The sequence below is a fragment of the Cupriavidus sp. 05T41 genome (assembly GCF_056396525.1).
Genome location: NZ_JBFTLQ010000052.1, coordinates 1 through 25,474 on the forward strand (window position 1 = coordinate 1; position 25,474 = coordinate 25,474).

25 protein-coding genes and 1 tRNA gene are annotated in these 25,474 nt (G+C 66.4%); 11 read left to right on the forward strand and 15 right to left on the reverse strand.

Going from position 1 to position 25,474, the window contains the following annotated elements; all coding sequences use genetic code 11:
• The 4 genes from AC1DKV_RS26250 to AC1DKV_RS26265 all read right to left on the reverse strand — a co-directional run.
• Positions 1-503 (reverse strand): AraC family ligand binding domain-containing protein (locus AC1DKV_RS26250; RefSeq protein ID WP_477138320.1); only part of this gene is annotated, 503 nt, incomplete at its 3' end.
• Complete coding sequence (locus AC1DKV_RS26255; protein WP_477138321.1) at positions 503-1,450, reverse strand: 2OG-Fe(II) oxygenase; 948 nt, start codon at positions 1,448-1,450, stop codon at positions 503-505. The genes AC1DKV_RS26255 and AC1DKV_RS26250, both read right to left, overlap by 1 nt.
• Positions 1,447-2,205: a lytic transglycosylase domain-containing protein gene (locus AC1DKV_RS26260; protein ID WP_477138322.1), complete on the reverse strand. Its 759-nt coding sequence runs from the start codon at positions 2,203-2,205 to the stop codon at positions 1,447-1,449. Before AC1DKV_RS26260 ends, AC1DKV_RS26255 begins: the two co-directional genes overlap by 4 nt.
• 4 nt (positions 2,206-2,209) lie before the next feature.
• Positions 2,210-3,931 carry a proline--tRNA ligase gene (locus AC1DKV_RS26265; RefSeq protein WP_477138323.1) on the reverse strand — a complete coding sequence of 574 codons (1,722 nt, stop codon included), beginning with the start codon at positions 3,929-3,931 and terminating at the stop codon, positions 2,210-2,212.
• Between the two features lie 186 nt (positions 3,932-4,117).
• Here AC1DKV_RS26265 and AC1DKV_RS26270 point away from each other — a divergent pair, with 186 nt between their 5' ends.
• Both AC1DKV_RS26270 and AC1DKV_RS26275 read left to right on the forward strand, forming a co-directional pair.
• The gene (locus AC1DKV_RS26270) at positions 4,118-4,798 is read left to right on the forward strand and encodes an RNA pyrophosphohydrolase (RefSeq protein WP_477138324.1); all 681 of its coding nucleotides are present in this window, start codon (positions 4,118-4,120) and stop codon (positions 4,796-4,798) included.
• Positions 4,791-5,420, forward strand: coding sequence for a CNP1-like family protein (locus AC1DKV_RS26275; RefSeq protein ID WP_477138325.1), 630 nt, complete (start codon positions 4,791-4,793; stop codon positions 5,418-5,420). Before AC1DKV_RS26270 ends, AC1DKV_RS26275 begins: the two co-directional genes overlap by 8 nt.
• A gap of 79 nt (positions 5,421-5,499) precedes the next feature.
• Here the strand turns inward: AC1DKV_RS26275 and proB are convergent, their stop codons facing one another.
• The 4 genes from proB to rplU all read right to left on the reverse strand — a co-directional run bounded on the left by proB (position 5,500) and on the right by rplU (position 8,574).
• Positions 5,500-6,618 carry a glutamate 5-kinase gene (gene proB / locus AC1DKV_RS26280; protein WP_477138326.1) on the reverse strand — a complete coding sequence of 373 codons (1,119 nt, stop codon included), beginning with the start codon at positions 6,616-6,618 and terminating at the stop codon, positions 5,500-5,502.
• Between the two features lie 68 nt (positions 6,619-6,686).
• Positions 6,687-7,787 carry a GTPase ObgE gene (obgE, locus tag AC1DKV_RS26285; protein ID WP_441617832.1) on the reverse strand — a complete coding sequence of 367 codons (1,101 nt, stop codon included), beginning with the start codon at positions 7,785-7,787 and terminating at the stop codon, positions 6,687-6,689.
• 150 nt (positions 7,788-7,937) lie between these two features.
• The gene (rpmA, locus tag AC1DKV_RS26290) at positions 7,938-8,198 is read right to left on the reverse strand and encodes a 50S ribosomal protein L27 (protein ID WP_441617834.1); all 261 of its coding nucleotides are present in this window, start codon (positions 8,196-8,198) and stop codon (positions 7,938-7,940) included.
• A 64-nt stretch (positions 8,199-8,262) separates the two neighbouring features.
• Complete coding sequence (gene rplU / locus AC1DKV_RS26295; protein WP_006576525.1) at positions 8,263-8,574, reverse strand: 50S ribosomal protein L21; 312 nt, start codon at positions 8,572-8,574, stop codon at positions 8,263-8,265.
• A 570-nt stretch (positions 8,575-9,144) separates the two neighbouring features.
• Here rplU and ispB point away from each other — a divergent pair.
• The 8 genes from ispB to AC1DKV_RS26335 all read left to right on the forward strand — a co-directional run bounded on the left by ispB (position 9,145) and on the right by AC1DKV_RS26335 (position 16,275).
• Complete coding sequence (gene ispB, locus AC1DKV_RS26300; RefSeq protein WP_441617925.1) at positions 9,145-10,074, forward strand: octaprenyl diphosphate synthase; 930 nt, start codon at positions 9,145-9,147, stop codon at positions 10,072-10,074.
• Between the two features lie 111 nt (positions 10,075-10,185).
• A tRNA-Pro gene (locus tag AC1DKV_RS26305) sits at positions 10,186-10,262 on the forward strand.
• Positions 10,263-10,523: 261 nt separating this feature from the next.
• The gene (gene pilB, locus AC1DKV_RS26310; RefSeq protein WP_477138327.1) at positions 10,524-12,269 is read left to right on the forward strand and encodes a type IV-A pilus assembly ATPase PilB; all 1,746 of its coding nucleotides are present in this window, start codon (positions 10,524-10,526) and stop codon (positions 12,267-12,269) included.
• 30 nt (positions 12,270-12,299) lie between these two features.
• A complete protein-coding gene (locus tag AC1DKV_RS26315; protein ID WP_477138328.1) occupies positions 12,300-13,565 on the forward strand; it encodes a type II secretion system F family protein in 1,266 nt (421 codons plus the stop codon).
• A gap of 3 nt (positions 13,566-13,568) precedes the next feature.
• Positions 13,569-14,489: a prepilin peptidase gene (locus tag AC1DKV_RS26320; protein ID WP_477138329.1), complete on the forward strand. Its 921-nt coding sequence runs from the start codon at positions 13,569-13,571 to the stop codon at positions 14,487-14,489.
• Positions 14,490-14,527: 38 nt separating this feature from the next.
• Complete coding sequence (gene coaE, locus AC1DKV_RS26325) at positions 14,528-15,139, forward strand: dephospho-CoA kinase (protein ID WP_441617843.1); 612 nt, start codon at positions 14,528-14,530, stop codon at positions 15,137-15,139.
• A 187-nt stretch (positions 15,140-15,326) separates the two neighbouring features.
• Positions 15,327-16,085 (forward strand): cell division protein ZapD, encoded by a 759-nt coding sequence (gene zapD / locus AC1DKV_RS26330; protein WP_477138330.1) that lies wholly within the window; start codon positions 15,327-15,329, stop codon positions 16,083-16,085.
• A 4-nt stretch (positions 16,086-16,089) separates the two neighbouring features.
• Positions 16,090-16,275, forward strand: coding sequence for a DNA gyrase inhibitor YacG (locus AC1DKV_RS26335; RefSeq protein WP_477138331.1), 186 nt, complete (start codon positions 16,090-16,092; stop codon positions 16,273-16,275).
• Positions 16,276-16,313: 38 nt separating this feature from the next.
• On the opposite strand, the gene AC1DKV_RS26340 is transcribed toward AC1DKV_RS26335, so the two are convergent.
• From AC1DKV_RS26340 to AC1DKV_RS26360, 5 genes are all read right to left on the reverse strand, one after another.
• A complete protein-coding gene (locus AC1DKV_RS26340; protein WP_441617849.1) occupies positions 16,314-16,751 on the reverse strand; it encodes an NUDIX domain-containing protein in 438 nt (145 codons plus the stop codon).
• A complete protein-coding gene (locus AC1DKV_RS26345) occupies positions 16,748-17,647 on the reverse strand; it encodes an ATP-binding protein (RefSeq protein WP_477138332.1) in 900 nt (299 codons plus the stop codon). The genes AC1DKV_RS26340 and AC1DKV_RS26345 overlap by 4 nt, the downstream gene beginning before the upstream one ends.
• Before the next feature lie 79 nt (positions 17,648-17,726).
• Positions 17,727-18,956 (reverse strand): bifunctional glutamate N-acetyltransferase/amino-acid acetyltransferase ArgJ, encoded by a 1,230-nt coding sequence (argJ, locus tag AC1DKV_RS26350; RefSeq protein WP_477138333.1) that lies wholly within the window; start codon positions 18,954-18,956, stop codon positions 17,727-17,729.
• A 143-nt stretch (positions 18,957-19,099) separates the two neighbouring features.
• Positions 19,100-21,877 (reverse strand): preprotein translocase subunit SecA, encoded by a 2,778-nt coding sequence (gene secA, locus AC1DKV_RS26355; RefSeq protein ID WP_477138334.1) that lies wholly within the window; start codon positions 21,875-21,877, stop codon positions 19,100-19,102.
• A gap of 359 nt (positions 21,878-22,236) precedes the next feature.
• Positions 22,237-23,181 (reverse strand): M23 family metallopeptidase, encoded by a 945-nt coding sequence (locus AC1DKV_RS26360; RefSeq protein WP_441617857.1) that lies wholly within the window; start codon positions 23,179-23,181, stop codon positions 22,237-22,239.
• Between the two features lie 65 nt (positions 23,182-23,246).
• Between AC1DKV_RS26360 and AC1DKV_RS26365 the strand changes: the two genes are divergently transcribed.
• Positions 23,247-23,774, forward strand: a complete 528-nt coding sequence (locus AC1DKV_RS26365; RefSeq protein WP_477138335.1) for a hypothetical protein — start codon at positions 23,247-23,249, stop codon at positions 23,772-23,774.
• A gap of 72 nt (positions 23,775-23,846) precedes the next feature.
• On the opposite strand, the gene lpxC is transcribed toward AC1DKV_RS26365, so the two are convergent.
• Both lpxC and AC1DKV_RS26375 read right to left on the reverse strand, forming a co-directional pair.
• Positions 23,847-24,764, reverse strand: a complete 918-nt coding sequence (gene lpxC, locus AC1DKV_RS26370; RefSeq protein WP_477138336.1) for a UDP-3-O-acyl-N-acetylglucosamine deacetylase — start codon at positions 24,762-24,764, stop codon at positions 23,847-23,849.
• Between the two features lie 174 nt (positions 24,765-24,938).
• Positions 24,939-25,445: a redoxin family protein gene (locus tag AC1DKV_RS26375; RefSeq protein WP_477138337.1), complete on the reverse strand. Its 507-nt coding sequence runs from the start codon at positions 25,443-25,445 to the stop codon at positions 24,939-24,941.
• Between the last annotated feature and the right edge of the window lie 29 nt (positions 25,446-25,474).

Genomic DNA, 25,474 nt, shown 5'->3' on the forward strand with positions numbered 1-25,474 from the left:
CCGCCGAACAGCGCCGCGACAAACCCGGCCAGCGCGGCTTCCTTGCGGGCGCCCGGCGCCGCCGAGAACAGCAGGCGGTTKAGCGCGCACAGGCCCGCGTAGGTGTCGGCGGCGCTGGTGACGCGCACGCGCGCCAGCGCCGCCGGCAAAGMAGGCGCCACGCCGCCTGCGGCCAGCGCCGCGGCCGCCCATGCCGGGTCGATGTGCAGCATCTGGTAGCTCMAGCACCCATCCGGCGCCGGGTTGCACGCGTGTACCTGCCCGGCCGGGATGACMACCACGTCACCCGGCGACAGGCGCACCGCTCCCGCCTGTGTGCTGAACATGCTGTGGCCGCCGTCGACGGCGCMGATCGACAGGGTGGGATGGGTATGCGGCAGGTAGGCCGCGCCGCTGTCGCTGGCGCAGCGGCTTTCGACGAAGGGCATGGCCGGGTCGGACCAGTAGCGACCGGGCTGCATGCCCGCCGGCCCTTGCGCCGTCCGGTAGATCGCCCGGGGCATCACCCGGTCCGGTAGGGCCGCTCGCGCAGCCATTTGGTGGCGATCCATTTCTCGCCTTCCTCGACCGGCAGGCCGGCGTGCAGGGTGCGCTCGTCCAGCGTGCCGTCGGACTTGCGGTAGCTGAAATAGACCGCGTTGCCCTTCACCGGCGCCACCTCGAGGCCGAGCTTGGGGAAACCGGTGGCGCCGCCCGCGGGCGGGCTGTTGAGATAGATCACGAGCGTGGCGATGCGCTGCCCGCCCACCCTGAGCTGGCGCGCCTCGCCGGGGCGCTGCGGATTGAAGAAATCGTAGTGTGGCTGGTACTCGCCGCCGGGCTTGTAGTTGAGGATCTGCAGGCCCTCGCCGCGCTCCGCGGCAATGCCGGTCACGGTGGCGATGCAGTCCTCGATGCGCTCGATCAGCGGATGCTCGCCCACCTGGAACATCGCCCCCATGCTGGTGCGCGCATCGATCAGGTTCTCGTCGCCGGTGTCGGGGTTGATCACCGGCGAGCGCGCCAGGCGGCCGCGCGCCAGCGCCACCAGGGCGTCGCAATCGGCATCGGTCAGCAATTGCTGGAACAGCACCACGCGCGGCGCGGACAGCGCGAACAGGATCGGGATGTCGCGCCCGGCATGGTGCGCGGCGTTGCGGGCGGGGAAATTGGCGGCGCGATCGCGGGCCTCGGCAGGAGGTTGCGKCTTGCCGGCGGACTGGCCGGTGTCCGTTTCGCCCCCGGCGCTCTCGCCCCGGGCCACGCCGCGCGTCGCCGCCAGCGCGACACCCACCGTGGTCCGCGCGAAGGCGGGATCGTAGCCCGACTGGCACATCGACTGCACCAGCGCTTCGGCACCGAAGCCTTGCGCGATATGGCGCTGCAGCCAGCGCTCKAGGTCCGGCGAGGAACTGGCGTAGCCGGGCTTGCCGGCGCCGCTGCCGCCACCGGTCGTGCCAGGCGTGCTCATGAGGGATTGGCCAGCCGCTGCGGCGAGAACKGATTACGCGATGGCGCCTCCGGCGGCAGCGCGCGCGCGCGCGCCGCCGTGCCGGGATCGGCTTCGCCGGCCACGGTCACGGTGGCCTCGGAATACTGCCAGCGCTTCCACGCCGCCAGCACCGCATGGGGATAYTCGGGCCGGCCGCGGCTGCCGTTATAGCGCCCCAGCGCCAGGAACAGGTCGCCCTGCTCGCGGTCCAGGTAATGGCGCAGGATGGTGCAGCCGTAGCGCAGGTTGCTCTGCAGGTGGAACAGCTTGCGCGCATCGCCGTCGCCGATGCTGCGCGACCAGAACGGCATGACCTGCATCAGCCCGCGCGCGCCTGCCCCGCTGATCGCGTACTTGCGGAAATTGCTCTCGACCTGCACCAGCCCGAGCACCAGCGAAGGTTCCAGGCCGGCACGCTTGGCCTCGTAGTAGGCGGTCTCGATCAGCTCGATGCGCACCTGCGGCTCGGGGATGCGCGCGGCGAGCCGGTGCGACATCTCCTCCAGCCATTTCACGTAGGCCAGCTGCTCGCCGCCGGTGGCGAAAGCCGGGCGCAGCGGGCGGCTGTCGGCGATGGCCGCGGCCAGCGCGCCGCGCACGGAGTCGGCCAGGTCTTCTTCCTTCTGGGCGCCCGCATGCGCAGCCGCGCTGAGCACAAGCAGCAAAGCCGCGCCGGCCTGCGMCAGGCGCAGATGACGGCAGCGAGCGCCAAGGCTGCGGCCCGGGGCGCGCATGGGCTCAGGCGGACAGCAGGCCGCGCACGTGCCCGACCACGTCCGCCAGCGGCAGTTGCGTGGCCTCGGCGTCGCGCCGCCCCTGGTATTCGACGCGGCCTTCCTTCAGGCCACGGTCGCCCACCACCACGCGGTGCGGCACGCCGATCAGCTCCCAGTCGGCGAACATGGCGCCGGGGCGTTCGCCGCGGTCGTCCAGGATCACATCGACGCCGGCTGCCAGCAGTTCGGCGTGGATGCGGTCGGCTTCGGCCTTCACGGCCTCGGAACGGTCATAGCCAACCGGGCAGATCACMACCGCGAACGGGGCGATGGCGGCCGGCCAGATGATGCCGCGCTCGTCGAAGTTCTGCTCGATGGCCGCACCCAGGATGCGGGTCACGCCGATGCCATAGCAGCCCATCTGCATCGGCTGGGTCTTGCCGTTCTCGTCCAGGAAGGTGGCGCCCATCGACTCGGAATAGCGCGTGCCGAGCATGAACACATGGCCCACCTCGATGCCGCGGCAGATTTCCAGCGTGCCCTTGCCGTCCGGCGAGGCGTCGCCGGCCACCACGTTGCGCAGGTCGGCGACGAGCGGTTCCGGCAGGTCGCGGCCCCAGTTCACGCCGGTCAGGTGATAGTCCTTTTCATTGGCGCCGCAGACGAAGTCGCTCATATTGGCAACGGTGCGGTCCGCCACCACCTTGATGGGCTTCTTGGCGCCGATCGGGCCCAGGTAGCCCGGCGGCGTGCCGAAGGTCTCGACGATCTCGGCCTCSGTGGCGAAGCGGAACTCGGCCAGGCCTTGTACCTTGGAAGCCTTGACCTCGTTGAGCTCGTGGTCGCCGCGCAGCAGCAGCAGCCAGATCTGCGCGCCGGCCTCGCCGTCGGTGGCCAGCACGAGCGACTTGATCGTGCGCGCCAGCGGGATGCCCAGCAGTTCTGCCACGTGCTCGCACTTGGCCTTGCCCGGGGTGGGCGTATTCACCATGTCTTGCGCCGGCGCGGCGCGCTGGGCCAGCAGCGGCAGGGCCTCGGCCGCTTCCATGTTGGCGGCGTAGTCCGAGGTGGGGCAATAGACGATGGCATCCTCGCCGGTGTCGGCGATGACGTGGAACTCATGCGAGCCGGAGCCGCCGATGGCGCCGTTGTCCGCCGCCACGGCGCGGAACTCCAGGCCGAAGCGCTGGAAGATGCGCACATAGGCGTCGAACATCTTGTCGTAGGACACCTTGAGCCCGGCCGTGTCGCGGTMGAAGGAATAGGCATCCTTCATGGTGAACTCGCGCCCGCGCATGATGCCGAAGCGCGGCCGGCGCTCGTCGCGGAACTTGGTCTGGATCTGGTAGAAATTGACCGGCAGCTGCTTGTAGCTGCGGATTTCGCTGCGGGCGATGTCGGTGACCACCTCCTCGGAGGTGGGCTGCACGGCGAAATCGCGTTCGTTGCGGTCCTTCAGGCGCAGCAGCTCGGGCCCCATCTTGTCCCAGCGGCCGGTTTCCTGCCACAGCTCGGCCGGCTGGATCACCGGCATCGACAGCTCGACCGCGCCGGCGCGGTTCATTTCCTCGCGCACRATGTTTTCCACCTTGCGGATCACCCGCAGGCCCACCGGCATGTAGTTATAGATGCCGGCGCCGAGCTTCTTGATCATGCCGGCGCGCATCATCAGCTTGTGCGAGACGATTTCCGCGTCGGAAGGGGCTTCCTTGAGGRTGGAAATGAAGAATTGCGAGGCTTTCATCCGTTGCTTTCTCGTGAGGCCATGTCCGCTGCMGCAAGCCGCGGGCGGAGGATGGCGCGAATCCGTTGCGCGCGTGCGCCTGAAACAGCGCTTTTTGCTCGGGGAAAACCAGCACCCCGTTGCATAAAGCCGCATTACGCGCTTCMTTTATAATCGACGTAATTCTAAAGGATTCGAGGTGCAGTCATGCTCGATCGTGAAGGCTTTCGCCCGAACGTCGGCATCATCCTCATCAACGCACGGAACGAGGTGTTCTGGGGCAAGCGTATCGGCGAACATTCGTGGCAGTTTCCTCAAGGCGGCATCAAATACGGCGAAACGCCGGAACAGGCGATGTACCGCGAGCTACATGAAGAAGTCGGTCTGCTGCCCGAGCATGTCAGGATTGTCGGTCGCACGCGCGACTGGYTGCGTTATGAGGTGCCGGACAAGTTCATCCGCCGCGAAATCCGCGGCCATTACAGGGGACAGAAGCAAATCTGGTTTCTGTTGCGCATGGCGGGCCGCGATTGCKACATCCGCCTGCGTGCCACCGACCACCCGGAGTTCGATGCCTGGCGCTGGAGCCACTACTGGGTGCCGCTCGATGCGGTCATCGAGTTCAAGCGCGAGGTGTACCAGCTCGCGCTGAACGAGTTGTCCCGCTTCCTGCAGCGCAATACCCGCGCGCCACTGAGCCCTTACGGCACGCATGGCGCGCACGGCAGGCATTTGCCGGCGCGCCCGGGATCTGCCTACGCGACACCYGACGCACATGCCGACGGCATCGCCCACCTGGCGCACGGCAACCAGGACCACCACGCCCACGAACAGGGCGCAACATCGCCGGCCGACCCGGCGTCCACAGAACGGAGTACCGATGATTGAATCTGCCGGCCGGGGCTTGCGCGCCCGGCTGCCCGCCGCCTGCCTGCTGGCGGCAATGTTGTCCCTGGGCCTGGCCGGCTGCGGCAGCGCCCCCACCTACACCAAGGTGGATCCGGACGCCGACCAAGAGGACTACAYGCCCAAGAAGGAATTCAGCCTGCTCGATCCGTTCGGCCCGCGCCAGTTCAACGAGGTCGCGACCCAGCTGCCGGCGCCGCCGCAGGACGCCGACCTGATCCCGTTCGAAGTCAGCCCGACCGGCAACTTCAACTTCTGGGTGGATGCCAAGTCGATTTCGGTCGGCGTGGACGGCGCCGTGCGCTACACCGTGGTCATCACCGGCCCGAGCGGCGTGCGCACCACCAGCTTCGAGGGCCTGCGCTGCGATTCGTACGAGCGCAAGCTGTTCGCCACGCTGCCCAAGGGTGCCAAGGAATGGGTGCGCAACGGCAGCGACGACCGCGACGGCTGGATCCGCATCGTCAACGGCGTGCGCAACAACTACGCCGGCGCGCTGGCCACCKATTTCTTCTGCGAAGGACGCTCCGCGTCCGGCAAGGCACAGGACATCGTCAAGCAACTGCGTGGCGAAGCGCCGCGCAAGAGCCTGAACGTGCGCTGACACGCGCCGGCCACGCGCCGGTGCGAAGCAAAAAGGGCTGCACGATGTGCAGCCCTTTTTGCTTGCCCCGCCCGCCCCCTCAGACCAGCACGAGGTTGTCCCGATGGATCAGTTCGTGCTCGTTCTGGTGGCCCAGCACGCGCTCGATCTCCGAGGACGGCTTGCGGGCGATCAGGCGGGCCTCGGCGCTGGAGTAGTTGGTGATGCCGCGCGCCACTTCGCGCCCGCCCGCGTCGACGCAGGCGATGACCTCGCCGCGCGCGAATTCACCTTCCACCTCCACCACGCCGATCGGCAGCAGCGATTTGCCGCCGCTGGTGAGCTTTTCGACMGCGCCGGCGTCGATTACCACGCGCCCGCGCATCTGCAGGTGATCGGCCATCCATTGCTTGCGCGCGTTCAGGCGGCCCGTCGGCGCCAGCAGCTGGGTGCCGATGCCTTCGCCGCCGGCCAGCCGCTCCAGCACATTGGCTTCGCGCCCCGAGGCGATCACGGTATGCGCGCCCGACTTGGCGGCGCGCTTGGCGGCCAGGATCTTGGTCAGCATGCCGCCGCGCCCGATCGAGGTGCCGGCGCCGCCGGCCATGGCCTCGAGTTCCGGCGCGCCGGCCAGCGCCTCGTCCACGAAGGCGGCCTGCGGGTCGCGGCGCGGGTCGGCGGTGTACAGGCCGCGCTGGTCGGTCAGGATCACCAGCGCATCGCCCTCGATCAGGTTGGTGACCAGCGCGCCGAGGGTGTCGTTGTCGCCGAACTTGATTTCGTCGGTGACCACGGTGTCGTTCTCGTTGATGATGGGCACTACGCCGAGCGACAGCAGGGTCAGCAGGGTCGAGCGCGCATTGAGGTAGCGCTCGCGGTCGGCCAGGTCGGCGTGGGTCAGCAGCACCTGCGCGGTGCGGATGCCGTAGCGGCCGAACTGGCTTTCGTAGACCTGCGCGAGCCCCATCTGGCCCACCGCGGCGGCGGCCTGCAATTCGTGGATTTCCTTGGGGCGCCGCACCCAGCCCAGGCGCTGCATGMCCTCGGCAATGGCGCCGGAGCTGACCAGCACGACTTCCTTGCCGGCCATGCGCAGCTTGGCGATCTGGGCCGCCCAGCGCGCGATGGCGTCGTGATCGAGCCCCTTGCCGTCGTTGGTCACCAGGCTGGACCCGACCTTCACGACGATACGTTTTGCCTGGGCGATGACCGATTGCATGGCGGGATCCTGTCTCCTGGGTACTTCCTGGGTGATGCCGTTATTGTCAGTGGCGGGCCGCGCCTGGCTCAGTCCTGCGCGTTGCCGCCCTGGTCGATATTGTGCAGGCGCTCGTCGAAACGGATGTCCGGTTCCTCGAGTGCAGCCGCTTCCTCGGCCTTGATCGCGGCGAGGTGGTCCTTGATCGCGTAGATCAGCTCGCGGCAGCCTTCGCCGGTCAGGGCGGAGATGCGGAACACCGGGCCCTTCCATTTGTAGCGCTTGACGAAGTCCTTCGCGCGCTTTTCGCGCTCTTCCTCGGGCACCACGTCGAGCTTGTTGAGCACCAGCCAGCGCGGCTTGTCGTAGAGGCTCTCGTCGTATTTCTTCAGCTCGTTGACAATGGCGCGCGCTTCCGCCACCGGATCCACGTTCTCGTCGAACGGCGCCAGGTCGACGATATGCAGCAGCAGCCCGGTGCGCTGCAAGTGACGCAGGAACTGGTGGCCCAGTCCGGCGCCCTCGGCCGCGCCTTCGATMAGGCCGGGGATGTCGGCCACCACGAAGGACTGCTCGTGGTCGACCCGCACCACGCCCAGGTTGGGATGCAGCGTGGTGAAGGGGTAGTCGGCCACCTTCGGGCGCGCGTTGGAAATATGCGAGATCAGCGTCGAYTTGCCGGCGTTGGGCATGCCCAGCAGGCCAACGTCGGCCAGCACTTTCAGTTCGAGCTTGATCATGCGGCGCTCGCCCGGCTTGCCGTCCACCTGCTGGCGTGGCGCGCGGTTGGTGCTGGACTTGAAGTGCAGGTTGCCCCAGCCGCCCATGCCGCCCTCGGCCAGGCAGACGGTCTGGCCGTGCTCGGTCAGGTCGGCGATCAGGTCGCCGGTATCCATGTCCAGGATCTGCGTGCCGACCGGCATGCGCAGCGTCACGTCCTCGCCGCCCGCGCCGTAGCAGTCCGCGCCGCGGCCGTTCTCGCCGTTGCGCGCCACATGCTTCTTGGCGTAGCGGAAATCGATCAGGGTGTTGATGTTGCGGTCCGCCACTGCGAACACGCTGCCGCCACGGCCGCCATCGCCACCGTCCGGGCCGCCGAAAGGCACGAACTTCTCGCGCCGCATCGATGCGCTGCCGTTGCCGCCATTGCCGGCAATGACTTCAATTCTGGCTTCGTCGATGAACTTCATGATGACCTTCCGTGGTGGAGCGGCCGCAAGACGTGCGTCCGGCCGGGATGGCAGGAGACACGGGCGCGGCGAATGGCGACGATGTCATTGTCGCCAGAAATGAAAAAGCCCCGCAAGTACTGCGGGGCCTTCGTGCTGCAAAGGCGGTGATCAGGCTGCCGGAACGACGCTGACCTGCTGCTTCTTGGCAGCGCCCTTGACGGCGAACTGCACGTGACCGTCGACCAGGGCAAAGAGGGTGTGGTCCTTGCCAATGCCAACGTTCTCGCCCGGGTGCACGCGGGTACCGCGCTGACGCACGATGATGCTGCCGGCGTTGATGGCCTGGCCACCAAACACCTTGACGCCCAGACGCTTCGATTCGGAATCGCGGCCGTTCCGTGTGGAACCGCCGCCCTTTTTCTGTGCCATGACTAACTCCTGTCGCTTTTACTTTACCTAGTTACGCTTGATTTCGATGATCGCTGAGCAAGGCTCAGGCAACGATCGCTTCGATGCGCAGCTCGGTGTAATTTTGACGATGGCCCTGACGCTTTTGATAGTGCTTGCGACGGCGCATCTTGAAGATCTTCACTTTATCGTGACGACCTTGGGAGATAACGGTAGCCTTGACGGAAGCCCCGCTAACCAGCGGCGTGCCAAATTTGATTTGGTCGCCTGCGCCCACTGCGAGCACCTGGTCGAGCGTGATTTCTGCGCCAATGTCTGCCGGTATCTGTTCTACTTTAAGTTTTTCGCCAGCAGCAACCTTATATTGCTTGCCGCCGGTTTTTACGACCGCGTACATTGTCGAACCTCTCGATGTGAAATAAAACGCCGAAAGCCAATGCCAGCTTGCCCTGGCGCCCGTTCGCCCCGCGTGGTGCGGKATGAAGCCGGCAGCCCGGACAGCCCAATTGGCGCCGGTTATCTCCCGCCGGCGCAACCGCAAACAACGCAAAGCGGCCGGAGGAAACCCGTGATTCTATATGAGATCCGGGAAAAGTACAAAGAAAACAGGCACATAGCTAGCCCGGCGCCGCCGGGCGCACATTGTGCCGGCGAGCGGGAGGTGGCGGCTCAGATCAGGTCGGCCAGCAGGAACCCCGCCAATGCGGCGAAGGCGGCCCACCAGGCGGTGCGCCGCAGCCGGCGGCGCGAAGCGGCATCTCGATCGGTCATGCCCGCATTATAGGCCGCGGGGCGGCTCGCCGGACCCGCTGGCCCGCGGGCAGCAAGCCKCCTGCGACGTGGCGGCACCCCCCGTTCAGGGGACATACATACACCCGCATCGCTTATAATCGGCGGGTTTTGCGTAACGGTGAACATCTTGTCCCAGTCTTCCGCCACTGCCTTGCTTGCCCCGGTCGCTGCCGACATGCGCGCCGTTGATTCGGTTATCCGCCAGCGCCTCGCTTCGGAAGTGCCGCTGATCGAACAGATCGGCGAGTACATCATCAGCGCGGGCGGCAAACGCCTGCGCCCCGTGATCCTGCTGCTGTCCGCGCGGGCCTTCGGCTACGACGGCCATCGTCACCACGACCTGGCCGCGGTGGTGGAGTTCATCCACACCGCCACCCTGCTGCACGACGATGTCGTCGACGAGTCCGAGCTGCGCCGCGGCCGCGAGACCGCCAATGCGGTGTTCGGCAACGCCGCCAGCGTGCTGGTCGGCGACTTCCTCTACTCGCGCGCCTTCCAGATGATGGTGGACGCCGGCAGCATGCGCATCATGGAGATTCTCTCCAACGCCACCAACGTGATCGCCGAAGGCGAGGTCCTGCAGTTGCTGAACATGCATGACCCCGACGTCACCGTGGAGCGCTACCTGCAGGTGATCCGCTACAAGACGGCCAAGTTGTTCGAGGCCTCGGCCCAGCTCGGCGCCGTGCTGGCCGGCGCCGACGCCGCCACCGAGGAAGCCGCCGCCGAATACGGCCGCCGCATCGGCACCGCCTTCCAGCTGATCGACGACATGCTGGACTACACCGCCAGCGCCGAGCAGATGGGCAAGAACGCCGGCGACGACCTGCGCGAGGGCAAGCCCACCCTGCCGCTGCTGCATCTGATGGAGCATGGCACCGCCCAGCAGCGCACGCTCGCCCGCGAAGCCATCCTGCAGGGCGGCACCGAGCACTTCGATGCCGTATTCGCGGCGATCCACGACTGCGGCGCGCTGGAAGTCACCTTCCAGGCCGCGCAGCGCGAGGCCGAGGCGGCGGAGAAAGCCGCCCGGCTGTTCCCCGAATCGCCGCTGAAGCAGACGCTCATCGACCTGTGCGCGTTCTCGCTGCAACGCCAGTCCTGAACGCGGAACACACGGAATGCGCAGCTACCCCTTCCCAAGCGGAAAAAAGGCTGCTAAACTTTTGTTCTTTCTCGCAGCAACAATATTTCTGGCGCGGCGATAAAAACAAAACGGGGTGTAGCTTAGCCTGGTAGAGCGCTACGTTCGGGACGTAGAGGCCGGAGGTTCGAATCCTCTCACCCCGACCAGTTTCACGGTCGACAAGACCGTAAGAGAAAAAGCCGCACAGCAATGTGCGGCTTTTTTTCGTCTGGCCCCCGTCTGGCGCGCCTTTATTCGGCGCCATCGATTTCCCGGCCAGCCTGCCCTCCCCCCGCGCAAGTAGGGTTGCGCCCGTGTCGCGCAAACGCCAACGCCGGTCCMGCCTCGCCTTTACAAAAAGTGACCCCGCCGGCAAACTGCCCCGATTCGGGGTCCTTCGGTCGCTTGCCGGCCGTTAGTTTTTTGCCATGACACTTGGTCTAGCTCTTGCACAGAGCCGGCGCATCGCGCCGGCCCTGCTCGCCCAGCTTGAACAGTCGGCACGAGAAAAAAAGTCGCAGCTGATCGACGAGATCATCGCCAGCGGCACCATGACTGCACATGATGTGGCGATCTTCGCGGCTGATAAATATMAGCTGCCGCTGATCGATCTGAATCAGTACAACCTCAACAAGGTGCCGCCGACGCTGGCGGGCAACCGCGAGTTCCACGCGCACCGGCTGCTGCCGCTGGGCCGGCGCGAGAACCGGCTGTTGCTGGCGCTGTCCGACCCGGGCAACCAGGCCGGACTCGACGCCATCAAGCAGAAGTACAACCTGCCGGTGGATGCGGTCGTGGTCGAGCACGACAAGCTCATGCAATATGTGCGCTCGGCCAGCGACGACAGCGGCGGCACGCTCAAGTCGCTCACGCCGGTGCAGGCTGAGCAGAAGAGGATCGAGTACGACCCGGTCGCTTCCGCCGCCGCGCTGCGCAACAAGACCGCAGGCGATATCGACGACGCGCCGGTGGTGCGCTTCCTCCATAAGCTGCTGACCGAAGCCTTCCACCGCGGCGCCTCCGACCTGCACTTCGAGCCATTCGAGACCTTCTACCGGATCCGCTTTCGCGTCGACGGGGTGCTGCAGGAAGTGGCACGCCCGCCGCTCGACATCCGCGACAAGATCGCCACCCGCATCAAGGTGCTGTCGCGCCTGGACATCTCCGAGAAGCGCGTGCCGCAGGACGGCCGCATGAAGCTGCTGATCGCGCTGCCCAAGGACAAGAACGCCGACAAGGACAGCAAGGAAGCGAAGGAAGTCGTGGAGAAGGCGATCGACTTCCGCGTCTCCACGCTGCCGACCCTGTTCGGCGAGAAGATCGTGATCCGGATCCTGGAGTCGTCCTCCGACAAGCTGGACATCGACCAGCTCGGCTACGAGCCGGCGCAGAAGGCGATGCTGCTGGAAGTCATCAAGCGTCCCTACGGCATGGTGCTGGTAACCGGCCCCACCGGCAGCGGCAAGACGGTGTCGCTGTACACCTTCCTGAACCGCCTCAACCAGGACGACATCAATATTTCCACGGCGGAGGATCCGGCGGAAATCCAGTTGCCCGGCATCAACCAGGTCAACGTGAACKACAAGGCGGGCCTGACCTTCGCCGCCGCGCTGCGCTCGTTCCTGCGGCAGGATCCCGACATCATCATGGTCGGCGAAATCCGCGACCTGGAAACCGCCGACATTTCGATCAAGGCCGCGCAGACCGGTCACCTGGTGTTCTCCACCTTGCACACCAACGATGCGCCGACCAYGCTCACGCGCCTGATGAACATGGGCGTGGCGCCATTCAACATCGCCTCGAGCGTGCTCATGATCACGGCGCAGCGGCTGGCGCGCCGCCTGTGCACCTGCAAGCGGCCCGGCGATCTGGCGCCCGAGGTGCTGATCGATGCAGGCTTCCGGGAACAGGATCTCGACGGTAGCTGGCAGCCTTACCACCCGGTCGGGTGCGAGCGTTGCAACGGCAGCGGCTACAAGGGCCGCTGCGGCATCTACCAGGTAATGCCCATCACCGAGGCCATGCAACAGATCATCCTGGCGCACGGCTCGGCGTTGCAGATCGCCGAACAGGCGCGTCGCGATGGCGTGCTATCGTTGCGCGAAGCCGGCCTGGCGAAGGTGAAACTGGGTGTCACCTCGCTGGAAGAAGTGCTGGCCACAACCAATATGTAAAACAACAAAGAATGTCATTAGGGGTCAATCATGGCGACACGCGCACCAGCCGCCGCCGCTCGCAAGGCGGCTGCGCCCAAGGGGAAATCGGGGCGTAAAGCGCCCACGCAGTACATCTTCGAGTGGGAAGGCAAGGACCGCAAGGGCAAGGCCTTCTCGGGCGAGCTGCGTGCCGAGAGCCAGGCCGAGGTCAACGCCACGCTGCGCAAGCAGGGCCTCACCGTCGTCAAGCTCAAGAAGCGGCGCGCCGCGCGCGGGCGCAAGATCACCGAGAAGGACATCGCGTACTTCACGCGCCAGCTCTCGACCATGCTCAAGGCCGGCATCCCGCTGCTGCAGTCGATCGACATCATCGCGCGCGGCCACGCCAACCCCAACTTCACCCAGCTGCTGTCCGAGATCCGCTTCGACATCGAATCCGGCAGCAGCATGGCGCAGGCCTTCCGCCGCCACCCGCGCTATTTCGACACGCTCTACTGCAACCTGATCGATGCCGGCGAACAGGGCGGTATCCTCGACGCCCTGCTGGAGCGCCTGTCGCTCTATATGGAAAAGACCATCGCGCTGAAAAGCCAGATCAAGTCGGCCATGATCTACCCGATCGCGGTGCTGACGGTGGCCTTCGCCGTGACGGTGATCCTGATGATCTTCGTGATCCCGGCGTTCAAGGGCGTGTTCTCGAGCTTCGGCGCCAACCTGCCCGCGCCGACCCTGGCCGTGATCGCCATGTCGGACTTCTTCGTCGACAACTGGTACATCGTGATCGGCGTGCCGATCTTCGGCATCGGGCTCTATGTGCGCAGCCTGAAACGCTMGGAGAAGGTGCAGCGCGCCAGCGACCGCATGCTGCTCAGGCTGCCGATCTTCGGCTCGCTGTTCCGCAAGGCCGTGATCGCGCGCTGGACGCGCACGCTGGCCACCATGTTCGCCGCCGGCACGCCGCTGGTGGAGTCGATGGAATCCGTGGCCGGTGCCGCCGGCAACTGGGTCTACTACGACGCCACCAAGGAGATCGAGCAGTCGGTGCGCATCGGCACCAGCCTGACCAACGCCATGCAGGCCACCCATGTGTTCGACAACATGGTCCTGCAGATGACGCAGATCGGCGAGGAATCCGGCGCGCTGGACAATATGCTGCTGAAGGTGGCCGAGTTCTACGAGCGCGAGGTGGACGACGCCGTGGCCGCCATCTCCAGCCTGATCGAGCCGCTCATCATCGTGGTGCTGGGCGTGCTGATCGGCGGCATGGTGGTGGCGATGTATCTTCCGATCTTCAAACTGGGACAGGTGGTCTAAGGCATGCAGTGGCTGTTTTCGACGGACGGCGCCGCTGGCGCKATCTCCTCGCTGGCGGCGCCCGCGCACGCCATCGAAACGCTGGCGGTGCTGCCGCCCGGGTTCCTGCTTGCCGGCGCCGCGCTGCTCGGCCTGATGGTCGGCAGCTTCCTCAATGTGGTGGTGCACCGCCTGCCGCGCATGATGGAGTACGACGAGGCCAACTACATCGCCTCGCTGCGCGATGATCCGCTGCCCCACCCCGACACCTATAACCTGATGGTGCCGCGCTCGGCCTGCCCGCAYTGCGGCCACGCGATCGGCGCGCTGGAGAACATCCCGGTGCTGAGCTACCTGGTGCTGCGCGGGCGCTGCTCGGCCTGCGGCGCGCCCATCGGCAAGCGCTATCCGCTGGTCGAGGCCGGCACCGCGCTGCTCACCGCGCTGGCCGCCGCCCACTTCGGGCCGACCTGGCAGGCGCTGGCGGCCATCGCCCTGATCTGGGCCCTGATCGCCCTCACCCTGATCGACGCCGACACCCAGTTGCTGCCGGACCAGATCACCCTGCCGCTGCTGTGGCTGGGCCTGCTGCTGAACCTGGGTGGCCTGTTCGCGCCGCTGGCCGATGCCGTGATCGGTGCGGCCGCGGGCTACCTGCTGCTATGGACGGTCTACTGGGTGTTCAAGCTGCTGCGCGGCAAGGAAGGCATGGGATACGGCGACTTCAAGCTGATGGCGGCGCTGGGCGGCTGGTTCGGCTGGCAGGCGCTGCCGGCGCTGGTACTACTGTCGTMAGTGGTGGGACTGGTATTCGCCCTTGCCAATATCGCGCTGCGCCGGCAGGATCGCGATACGCATTTCGCCTTCGGCCCCTATATCGCCGGCGCCGGCATGCTGGTGCTGTTCTTCGGCGCCAATGTGCTGCCGCTGGGCATCGCAGGCTGACCGGCACGCCGCCAACCCACGCAAGCCTCGAGATAGACATGCTGCAAATCGGACTGACCGGAGGCATCGGCTCCGGCAAGACCCGCGTGGCGGACCTGTTCGCCGCGCGCGGCGCCGCCCTGATCGACACCGACCTGCTCGCGCACGAGATCACCGCGCCGGGCGGCCTGGCCATTCCCGCGCTGCGCGAAGCCTTCGGCCCCGGCTGCCTGCGCGCGGACGGCGCAATGGACCGCAACGCCATGCGCGAACTGGTGTTTGCCGACCCGGCCGCCAAGGCGCGGCTCGAAGGCATCACCCATCCGCTGATCCGCCAGCTGACCGAAAGCCGCGCCGCCAGCATCCGTGCGGCGGCACTGCATCCCTATCTCATCTACGTGGTGCCGTTGCTGGTCGAGTCTGGCTCATGGGCGGCGCGCGTGGACCGTGTGCTGGTGGTCGACTGCAGCGAAGCCACGCAGGTGGCCCGCGTGATGGCGCGCAACGGCTTCACGCGCGAACAGGTCGAGGCGATCATGGCCAGGCAGGCCCGACGCGGCGAGCGCCTGGCCCGTGCCGACGACGTGGTCGACAACGATGGCCCGGCCGACGCCCTCGCCCCGCAAGTGGAACGGCTCGACCGGCTCTACCGCAGCCTCGCCCCCGGCTGAGCACCGGCCATACCCGGTGGCGCGCGATGCACCTTTAGTCGGCCGTTTCGTTGTCGCCATACACGGACTCGCATAGAATGCGCTGGATACACGCGGGAAATGGCCGCATACTGGCCGGATCGCGGGTCCGCCCCGATCGGTCCTTTCGACTCCCTGCCAATCTGCCCCTGCTGCCCGGACATATCACTTGATTCTGTACGAATATCCTTTCAACGAACGCATCAGGACCCTCCTGCGCCTGGAAGACCTGTTCGATCKCCTGGATTATTTCCTCGGCCAGGATCACGCCCTGCAGCATCACGTGGCGCTGACGACACTGTTCGAGATCATCGACGTGGCCGGCCGCGCGGACCTGAAGACCGACCTGCTCAAGGAACTGGAGCGCCAGCGCCAGGCACTGGCCGCGTTGCGCGCCAACCCGCAGATCGACCAGGGCGCGCTGGACGCGATCATCGGCGAGATTGAGCAGGCCATGTCGCAGCTCAACCAGCTGGTGGGCAAGGCCGGCCAGCTGCTGACCGACAACGAGTGGCTGACCAGCATCCGCAGCCGCGCCATCATCCCCGGCGGCACCTGCGAATTCGACCTGCCGGCCTACTACGCCTGGCAGCACCGCCCCGCCGACGACCGCCGCTCGGACATCCTCAAGTGGGCGCGTCCGCTGGTGCCGCTGCGCATGGGCACCAACACCGTGCTGCGGCTGCTGCGCGAGTCTGGCCAGAGCGGCAAGGTGATCGCCACCGGCGGCAGCTACCAGCAGATGCTGTCCGGCCGCAGCTACCAGCTGATGCAGGTGCTGCTGGACGACTCACTGCTGGCCTTCATCCCGGAGATGAGCGCCAACAAGTACATGCTGTGGGTCCGTTTCACGCAGCAGGACGGCGACCTGCGCCCGCGCTCGGTCGATGCCGACATTCCCTTCCTGCTCAAACTCTGCAATTTCTGAAGCAATGGCAACAGTCAAATGCCCCACCTGCGCCAAGGACGTGGCCTKGGTACCCGAGAACAAATTCCGTCCGTTCTGCTCTGAGCGCTGCAAGCAGATCGACCTGGGCGCGTGGGCTTCGGAGAAGTACGTGATCGGCGGCAAGCCCGGCGAGAATCCCGCCCCGGGACAGGAAGAAGACGAAGACTAGGGCAAAGAGGGCCGCAAGCCGCGGCTCCGCCCTGATGTCTAGCGCTTGCCTTCCTCGGCCAGCCAGTCCACCACCGGCACCGTGGCCGGCAGCAAGGGCCCGACGGCCACCGGCGCCGACTGCCACGAAAAAGCCTGCCCCTCCCGTCCTACCAGTTCGCCCGACCACGCCGTGACCTTGCAGAAATGCAGGCGCACATAGGCGTGCGGGTAGTCGTGCTCGAGCACATGCCAGCGCACGCATTGCGAGACCTCGATGCCGAGTTCCTCGTGCAACTCGCGCGCCAGCGCTTCTTCCACCGATTCGCCCGGCTCGAGCTTGCCACCAGGAAACTCCCAGTAGCCTTCGTAGGGCTTGCCGGCCGGGCGCTGCGCCAGCAGGAAGCGGCCGCCAGGCTGCACCATCACGCCGACAGCTACCTCGGTCACCTTCCGTGCCGCGCCTGCCGCGGCGCCATCCTGCGCGGTCTCGCTCATGCCTGGCCTTCCGGCGAGGCGACGAACGGCTTGCCATGCTTGCCGCCCCAGTCGCGCGCGAACTGCCAGGCCACGCGGCCGGAGCGCGAGCCGCGTTCCAGCGCCCATACCAGCGCATCGCCGCGCGCCGCGGCAACGTCCTCGGCGCTGCAGCCGAAGTGGCCGAGCCAATGGCCCACGATGGCCAGGTATTCGTCCTGCTTGGGCGGGTAGAACGACAGCCACAGGCCGAAGCGCTCGGACAGCGAGATCTTTTCTTCCACCACTTCGCCGGGATGGATCTCGCCGTCGTCGGTGTGGCGGTAGGTCTCGTTGTCCTTCATGTACTCGGGCAGCAGGTGGCGGCGGTTGGAGGTGGCGTAGATCAGCACATTGTCCGACTGCGCCGCCACCGAGCCGTCGAGCGCCGACTTCAGCGACTTGTAGCCCGACTCGCCCTCCTCGAAGGAAAGGTCGTCGCAGAAGATGGCGAAGCGCTCGGGCCGGCCGGACAGCTGCTCGACGATATCGCCGAGGTCGCCCAGGTCATCCTTGTCCACTTCCACCAGGCGCAGCCCGTCCTTGACGAAGGCGTTGAGGCAGGCCTTGATCAGCGACGACTTGCCGGTGCCGCGCGCACCGGTCAGCAACACATTGTTGGCCGGCAGGCACTGCACGAACTGGCGCGTGTTGGCGACGATGGCGTCCTTCTGGCGCTCGATGTTCTTGAGGTCGTCGAGATGGATCGGCGGCAGCTGGCGGATCGCCTGCAGGTAGCCGATGTTGCCGAACAGGCTTTGCCGCTTGCGCCAGCGAAACGCGACGGCCTGCTCCCAGTCCGAATCGGTCAGCTGGGGCKGCAACCATTGTTCAAGGCGTGCGAGAAAACTGTCGAGGCGGGAGGCGAGGTCGGACATGGCAGCTGGGCAGGAAGGCGGAAATACGGGGATGCAGGACCAGGCGGCTCCCTGCGCGGGAGCCGCCGCGCGGCATGGCTTACGAACGATAGTCCGCGTTGATCGAAACGTAGTCGTGCGACAGGTCGCAGGTCCACACCGTGGCGGCGGCAGCGCCGCGGCCGAGCGCGATGCGCACGGTGATCTCGGCCTGCTTCATCACGCGCTGGCCGTCTTCTTCACGATAGTCGGGATTGCGCCCGCCGTCGCGCGCCACCAGGACATCGTCCAGCCACAGGTTGACACGCTCGACTTCGAGATCGTCCACGCCAGCATAGCCCACCGCGGCCAGGATGCGGCCGAGATTGGGGTCCGAGGCGTAGAAGGCGGTCTTGACCAGCGGCGAATGCGCCACCGCATAGGCGATCTGCCGGCATTCGGCCACGTCCTTGCCGCCTTCCACGCGGATGGTCATCAGCTTGGTGGCGCCTTCGCCATCGCGCACGATCATCTGCGCCAGTTCCTGCGCCAGCTCGGTCAGCGCGGCGCGCAGCGCCTCGAAATCGGCGCCCTCGGCACGCTCGATGGCCGGCGCGCCGGCCTTGCCGCTGGCGATCAGCAAGAAGGAGTCGTTGGTCGAAGTGTCGCCGTCGATGGTGATGCTGTTGAACGAGTGGTCAGCCGCGTAGGACACGAGCGCCTGCACCACGGGCTGCGCGACCGTGGCATCGGTGGCGACGAAGCCGAGCATGGTCGCCATGTTCGGGCGGATCATGCCGGCGCCCTTGCTGATGCCCGACAGCGTGACGGTCTTGCCGCCGATCTGCACKGTGCGCGAGGCAGCCTTGGGCTGGGTGTCGGTGGTCATGATCGACTCGGCCGCGGCCAGCCAGTTGTCCGGCTTCGCGCCGGCGATGGCGGCGGGCAGCGCGGCGACGATACGGTCMACCGGCAGCGGTTCCAGGATCACGCCGGTCGAGAACGGCAGGACCTGGTCGGCGGCGATGCCGAGTTGCGCGGCGAGTGCATCGCAGGTCGCGCGGGCCGCGGCCAGGCCGGGCTCGCCGGTGCCGGCATTGGCGTTGCCGGTGTTGACCACCAGCGCGCGGATGCCCTTGCCCGCGGCCAGGTGCTCGCGGCAGACCTGAACCGGCGCGGCGCAGAAACGGTTGCGGGTGAACACGCCGGCCACGGTGCTGCCCTCGGCCACGCKCACCACCAGCACGTCCTTGCGGTTGGCCTTGCGGACGCCCGCTTCGGCMCAGCCGAGCTCGACGCCGGCGACAGGTTTCAGGTTCTCTGCCAGCGGCAGGGGCAGGTTKACGGCCATTTGCGTTCCTCGATGCGTTCGTCGTTGCTGGTTTCTGGTGTCAGGCGGCGGCGCGGTGCATGCCGCATGGCATGCCGTTTGCCCCTCCCCTGACGAACATGCCCGCTTGCGCGGGCATGTTTGCTGACTTCACCGTGCGCGGCTCAGCTGAGCTTGCCGTGGCACTGCTTGAACTTCTTGCCTGAGCCACAGGGGCACGGATCGTTGCGCCCCACCTTGGCCATGCCGGCCGCCTCGGCGGCGGCCGCGTAGGCAATGCCGGCACGCTCTGGCGCGCTGGTGGGCTCCGCGGCCTGGCTGACCTCGTCGAACTCCTCGTGCTTGTACTGCACGTTGCCAAGGTGCTGGAGGCCTTCCTCGATCTGCTCGGAGGCCTGCTCGAGTTCTTCCGGCGACTGGATCTGCACGTTGAAGATCACGCGCGTGACTTCGACCTTGATCACGTCCAGCAGGCGCGCGAACAGTTCGAACGACTCGCGCTTGTATTCCTGCTTGGGATCCTTCTGCGCGTAGCCGCGCAGATGGATGCCCTGGCGCAGGTGATCCAGCGCGGCCAGGTGCTCGCGCCAGTGCGTGTCGATGCTCTGCAGCATGACCGAGCGCTCGAAGCCCGCGAAGGATTCGCGGCCGACCTGGCCGACCTTGCCTTCATAGCGTTCGTCGGCGGCACGCACGATCTGGTTCAGCAGTTCCTCGTCCTCGATGCTCTGCGCCGCCTCGATGGTGGCGGCCAGCGGCACGTCGAGCGACCATTCGTCGCGCAGCTTGGCCTCCAGGCCGGCGATGTCCCACTGCTCTTCCATCGAATCCGCCGGCACGTGGTCGCGGAACATCTCGACCAGCACGCTCTCGCGCAGGTTCTTGATCATCTCGCCGACGTCCTGCGACTCGAGCACCTCGTTGCGCAGCTTGTAGATTTCCTTGCGCTGGTCGTTGGCGACGTCGTCGTACTSCAGCAGCTGCTTGCGGATGTCGAAGTTGCGGCCTTCGACCTTGCGCTGGGCGGATTCGATCGAGCGCGTGACGATACCGGCTTCGATCGGCTCGCCTTCGGGCATCTTCAGGCGCTCCATGATCGCGCGCACGCGATCGCCGGCGAAGATGCGCAGCAGCTGGTCGTCCAGCGACAGGTAGAAGCGCGACGAGCCCGGGTCGCCCTGGCGGCCGGCACGGCCGCGCAGCTGGTTGTCGATACGGCGCGACTCATGGCGCTCGGTGCCGACGATATGCAGGCCGCCCGCGGCCTTGACCTGGTCGTGCAGCGACTGCCATTCGTCCTTGAGATGGGCGACGCGCGCGGCCTTGTCGGCCTCGGACAGGCTGTCGTCGGCTTCGATGAAGCCGGCCTGCTTTTCCACGTTGCCGCCCAGCACGATGTCGGTGCCGCGACCCGCCATATTGGTGGCGATGGTGATCATCTTGGGCCGGCCGGCCTGGGCCACGATCTCGGCTTCGCGCTCGTGCTGCTTGGCGTTGAGCACCTGGTGCGGCAGCTGCGCCTTGTTCAGCAGGCCCGAGAGGTATTCCGAAGTCTCGATCGAGGTCGTGCCCACCAGCACCGGCTGGCCACGGTCGAAGCAGTCGCGGATATCGCGCACCACGGCGTCGTAGCGCTCGTTCGAGGTCTTGTAGATCTGGTCCTGGAAGTCCTTGCGCTGGGCGGCCCGGTTGGTCGGGATCACCACCACTTCGAGGCCGTAGATTTCCTGGAACTCGTAGGCTTCGGTATCGGCCGTGCCGGTCATGCCGGACAGCTTCTCGTACATGCGGAAGTAGTTCTGGAAGGTGATCGTGGCCAGCGTCTGGTTTTCCTGCTGGATGGTCACGCCTTCCTTGGCTTCCACGGCCTGGTGCAGGCCGTCGGACCAGCGGCGGCCCGTCATCAGGCGGCCGGTGAATTCGTCGACGATCACGACTTCGTCGTTCTGCACCACGTAGTGCTGGTCGCGGTGGAACAGGCTCTGTGCGCGCAGGGCGGCATAGAGGTGGTGCATCAGGGTGATGTTCTGCGGCGCGTAGAGCGATTCGCCCTCGCCGATCAGGCCCTGTTGCGCCAGGATTTCCTCGGCCTTCTCATGGCCGGCCTCGGTCAGGTAGACCTGGTGGCCCTTCTCGTCGACGAAGTAGTCGCCGGGCTTCTCGACGCCGGTGCCGTCGGCCTTTTCCTCGCCGATCTGGCGCTCGAGCAGCTTGGGCACGCCATTCATGCGCTGGTACAGGTCGGTGTGGTTCTCCGCCTGGCCCGAGATGATCAGCGGGGTGCGCGCCTCATCGATCAGGATCGAGTCAACTTCGTCGACGATCGCGTAGTTCAGCGGACGCTGCACCCGCTGGCCCGGATCGTAGACCATGTTGTCGCGCAGGTAGTCGAAGCCGAACTCGTTGTTGGTGCCATAGGTGATGTCGGCGGCATAGGCAGCCGCCTTCTGGTCATGCGGCATCTGCGACAGGTTCACGCCGACCGACAGGCCCAGGAAGTTGTACAGGCGCGCCATCCACTCGGCGTCGCGCTGGGCCAGGTAGTCGTTGACCGTGACCACGTGGACGCCCTTGCCGCTGAGGGCGTTCAGGTACACCGCCAGCGTGGCGGTCAGGGTCTTGCCTTCGCCGGTGCGCATTTCGGCGATCTTGTTGTCGTTCAGGACCATTGCACCGATCAGCTGAACGTCGAAGTGGCGCATCTTCATGACCCGCTTGCTGGCCTCGCGGCACACCGCGAACGCCTCGGGCAACAGCGCCTCGAGCGATTCTCCCGCGAGGTGGCGCTGCCGGAAGGTCTCGGTCATGGCACGCAGGTCGTCATCCGACAGCGGCGCGAACTTCGGTTCCAGCGCATTGATCCGCGCGACGGTCCCGCCATATTGTTTGATCAGCCGCTCATTGCGGCTGCCGAAGACTTTCTTGAGAAGGCCCGTGATCATCGATTGCTTTCACCTACGCAGTGGTACGCCGCCGTGCCATGCACCGGACGGCCTGAAGGCCGGCTTGGCCGGTAGCCCAGGGCGCACCGCGCGAGGAAATGGGAAGATTGGCGCAAAACGCCGAGTTTATCACGCGCGCGGGGCGCGGCCGGAAGCAGGGGACGGCGCGCGCGATGTGCAAACCACACCCCGCGGCAGCCGGGAATTGACGCCTCGATGGCGAAGGATCGCCGATTCGACAGCCMMATGCCAGCCTCTGGCGTCACCTGCTCCGGATGCGCGCCGCGCATCCAGTTCCTTCGGACATCGGGACGGGGCGGCAGTTCTTCAATGGCGACCTGGCCGGCCGACGCAAAGCCTCAGCGAATCGCGGTGCGGTCGGTCGGGGCGGGCGCCAGGGCAAGCTGCGCGGATGCCGCTTTCGCCACCGAGAGGAAGCGATTGGGGTTCTGCGGCACGCCATCGACATGCACCTCGAAGTGCAGGTGCGCGCCGGTGGAGCGCCCGGTCGAGCCCACCAGCGCGATCTGCTGGCCAGGCTTGACCAGGTCGCCGGGCTTCACCAGCATCCTTGAGGCATGCGCGTAACGGGTCTTGAGGCCGTTGCCATGATCGATATCGATCAGGTTGCCGTACTCCGGGTGCCATTCCGCAGCCACCACGACACCGCCGGCGGCGGCCACGACCGGGGTGCCGACAGGCGCCGAGAAGTCGACGCCGTCATGCGGGGTGCGGCGCCCCGAGAAGGGATCGAAGCGCCAGCCGAAGCCCGAGGCGTCATAGCCGGCGGCCACCGGCATCACGCGCGGMACGCGCCGGTCCTCGCTCTGGCGATCGAGCAGCGTGGTCGCCACCACATCGAGATAGTCGGCGTGCTGCTCGGCCTGGTCGGACAGGCGCGCCAGCACGGTCTGCAGCTCCGGCAGGCTCGGCGCACGCGACTGGGTCGCCGGCGCGGGGCCGCCGCGCCCCGGCGGCTGCTGGAAATTGAATTCCCTGGGGGCTATGCCGGCCAGGCCGGAGACCCGTTCGCCCAGCGCGTCGAGGCGCACCATGCGGGCCTGGATCTCTCCCACGCGCGCGGCCAGCACATTGAGGTTGGCGCGCAGGTAGGCATCGTCGCCTGCGGCGCGCTGGGGGGTGCCGAACGCTGCCAGGCCCGCGCGCGCGACAAACCAGGTCAGCACGGAGGACAGCAGCGCGACCGCCACGCACAGCACCAGCACGGCGGCGAACAGGCGACCGCGCGATAAATTGATGTGGCGCACACGCGGCAGGCGCGGATGAAGCACGATGATCTGCATGATGCAGCTCCTTCCCATGCAAGGCCMGGCGCCGCACGAAGGCGGCGGCACGCTAGAATGCGCGCATGCGCATGTTTACCCATTACGCCCTCCAGACGCCCGCCGCCAAGCCGTTGAACGACTGGCTGGACAAGGCCGGCCCGGTCTCGGCCTTGATGCAGACGGCGCGGGAACTGGCCGTGCTGGAAGCCGAGGTACTGTMGCTCCTGCCACGCGGACTGCAGGACGGGATTGCCGTGGCAGGCGTCAAACAGGACGCCCGCGGCATCGGACAAGGCCAGGGGGAGCGAACACTGCTGTTGCTGGCAGCCCATGGGGCCGCCGCGGCACGGGTGCGGCAGGTGGTGCCTACGCTACTTGGAAGACTGCAACAGCGGGGATCGCAGATTACCGCAATCCGTGTGCGCGTTCAACCGGACGTGGGCCGCCAKGGCGACTGGGACACCGGGCCGGTGGAACGGCCACGCAACGGCAGGATGTCGGCAACCGGGCTGGCCAGCCTGGACCAGCTCACCCGCGAGCTGCCCGATTCGCCGTTGCGCGAGGCCCTGAAGACCTTGCTGTCGCATCACGGCCCGACATCGAAGCCCTGAAKGCAAAACAAAAAGCCGGTCTGTCGACCGGCTTTTCTTTACTTTACTGCTGCACCATTTGGCGTTCGCGACCTATGCGAAGGCCGGTTGCAGCTGGGGCAGGAACGCCGGCGGCGCATCCTCGACCCGCTCGAACGTCACCACTTCGTACGCTTCCTGGTCGGCCAGCAGGGCACGCAGCAACTGGTTGTTGAGCCCGTGGCCGGACTTGTTGGCGATATACGCGCCGATCAGCGGATGACCGACCACGTACAGGTCGCCGATCGCGTCCAGGATCTTGTGGCGCACGAACTCGTCGCCGTAGCGCAGTTCCTCGTTGTTCAGCATGCGGTGCTCGTCGAGCACGATGGCGTTGTCCAGGCTGCCGCCACGCGCCAGGCCCATCTCGCGCAGCGCTTCCACTTCGTGGGYGAAGCCGAAGGTGCGGGCACGGGCGATCTCGCGCACGTAGCTGGTATCGGCGAAATCGATGGCGAAGGTCTGGCCGGTCTTGTCCACCGCCGGGTGGCGGAAGTCGATGGTGAAGGCCAGCTTGAAGCCGAAGAAGGGCTCCAGGCGCGCCAGCTTGTCGCCTTCGCGCACTTCCACGGCCTTCTTCACGCGGATGAAGCGCTTGGGCGCGGACTGCTGCTCGATCTCGGCGGACTGCAGCAGGAACACGAAGGACGCGGCGCTGCCATCCATGATGGGGATTTCCTCGGCATCGACGTCCACGTACAGGTTGTCGATACCGAGACCCGCGCAAGCGGACATCAGGTGTTCCACGGTGGAGACCCGCGCGCCGTCCTTCTGCAGGACCGAAGCGAGGCGGGTGTCGCCGATGGCGCTGGCGCTCGCGGGGATCTCGACCGCTTCGGGCAGGTMCACGCGGGTGAAAACGATGCMGGCGTCTACCGGGGCGGGGCGCAGCGTCAGCGTCACTTTACGGCCCGAGTGCAAGCCAATGCCTACGGTCTTGACCAGGGATTTGATGGTGCGCTGTTTGAGCATGACGTTCTCAGCTATTATTAAAATCTATCGATTGCACTTTCTAATATAGCGATTTTACCACTGCTTCGTTTGCTGCGCTGCGCCAGTTTGTTTCGGTCTGTTAGTAGCGTAAGAATTCACCCTCGAAAGCATCCTATAAGTCACTCTCGAGGGTCAATTTGACACAATCGCGTATTAGGCGCGCAACGCTGCCAGCACGGCTTCTGCGCTGCTGACCTTGAACTCGCCCGGGGCTTCGATCCACAGGCCGGTCACCACGCCGTCTTCCATCACCATGGCATAGCGCTTGGAGCGCACACCCATGCCGCGCGCGGTAAGGTCCATCTCCAGGCCCAGCTTGCGCGTCCATTCGGCGCTGCCGTCAGCCATCATGCGTACCTTATCGCCGGTGTTCTGCTCGCGGCCCCAGGCGCCCATCACGAAGGCGTCATTGACGGAGACGCACCAAACCTCGTCCACGCCGGCGGCGCGCAGCGCCTCGGCCTCGGCCACGTAGCCCGGCACGTGCTTGGCAGAGCAGGTGGGGGTAAAGGCGCCCGGCAGGCCGAACACCACGATCTTGCGCCCGCGTGCCAGTTCCGCCACGGAGAAGGCATTGGGKCCRAGCGCGCAACCGCCGGTCTCKGYTTCKWAGAATTCGTWCAGSGTGGCGTCGGGCACACGCGCTCCAGTCTCGATCATGCTGTCTCTTCCTGTCTCGGTAAAAACCC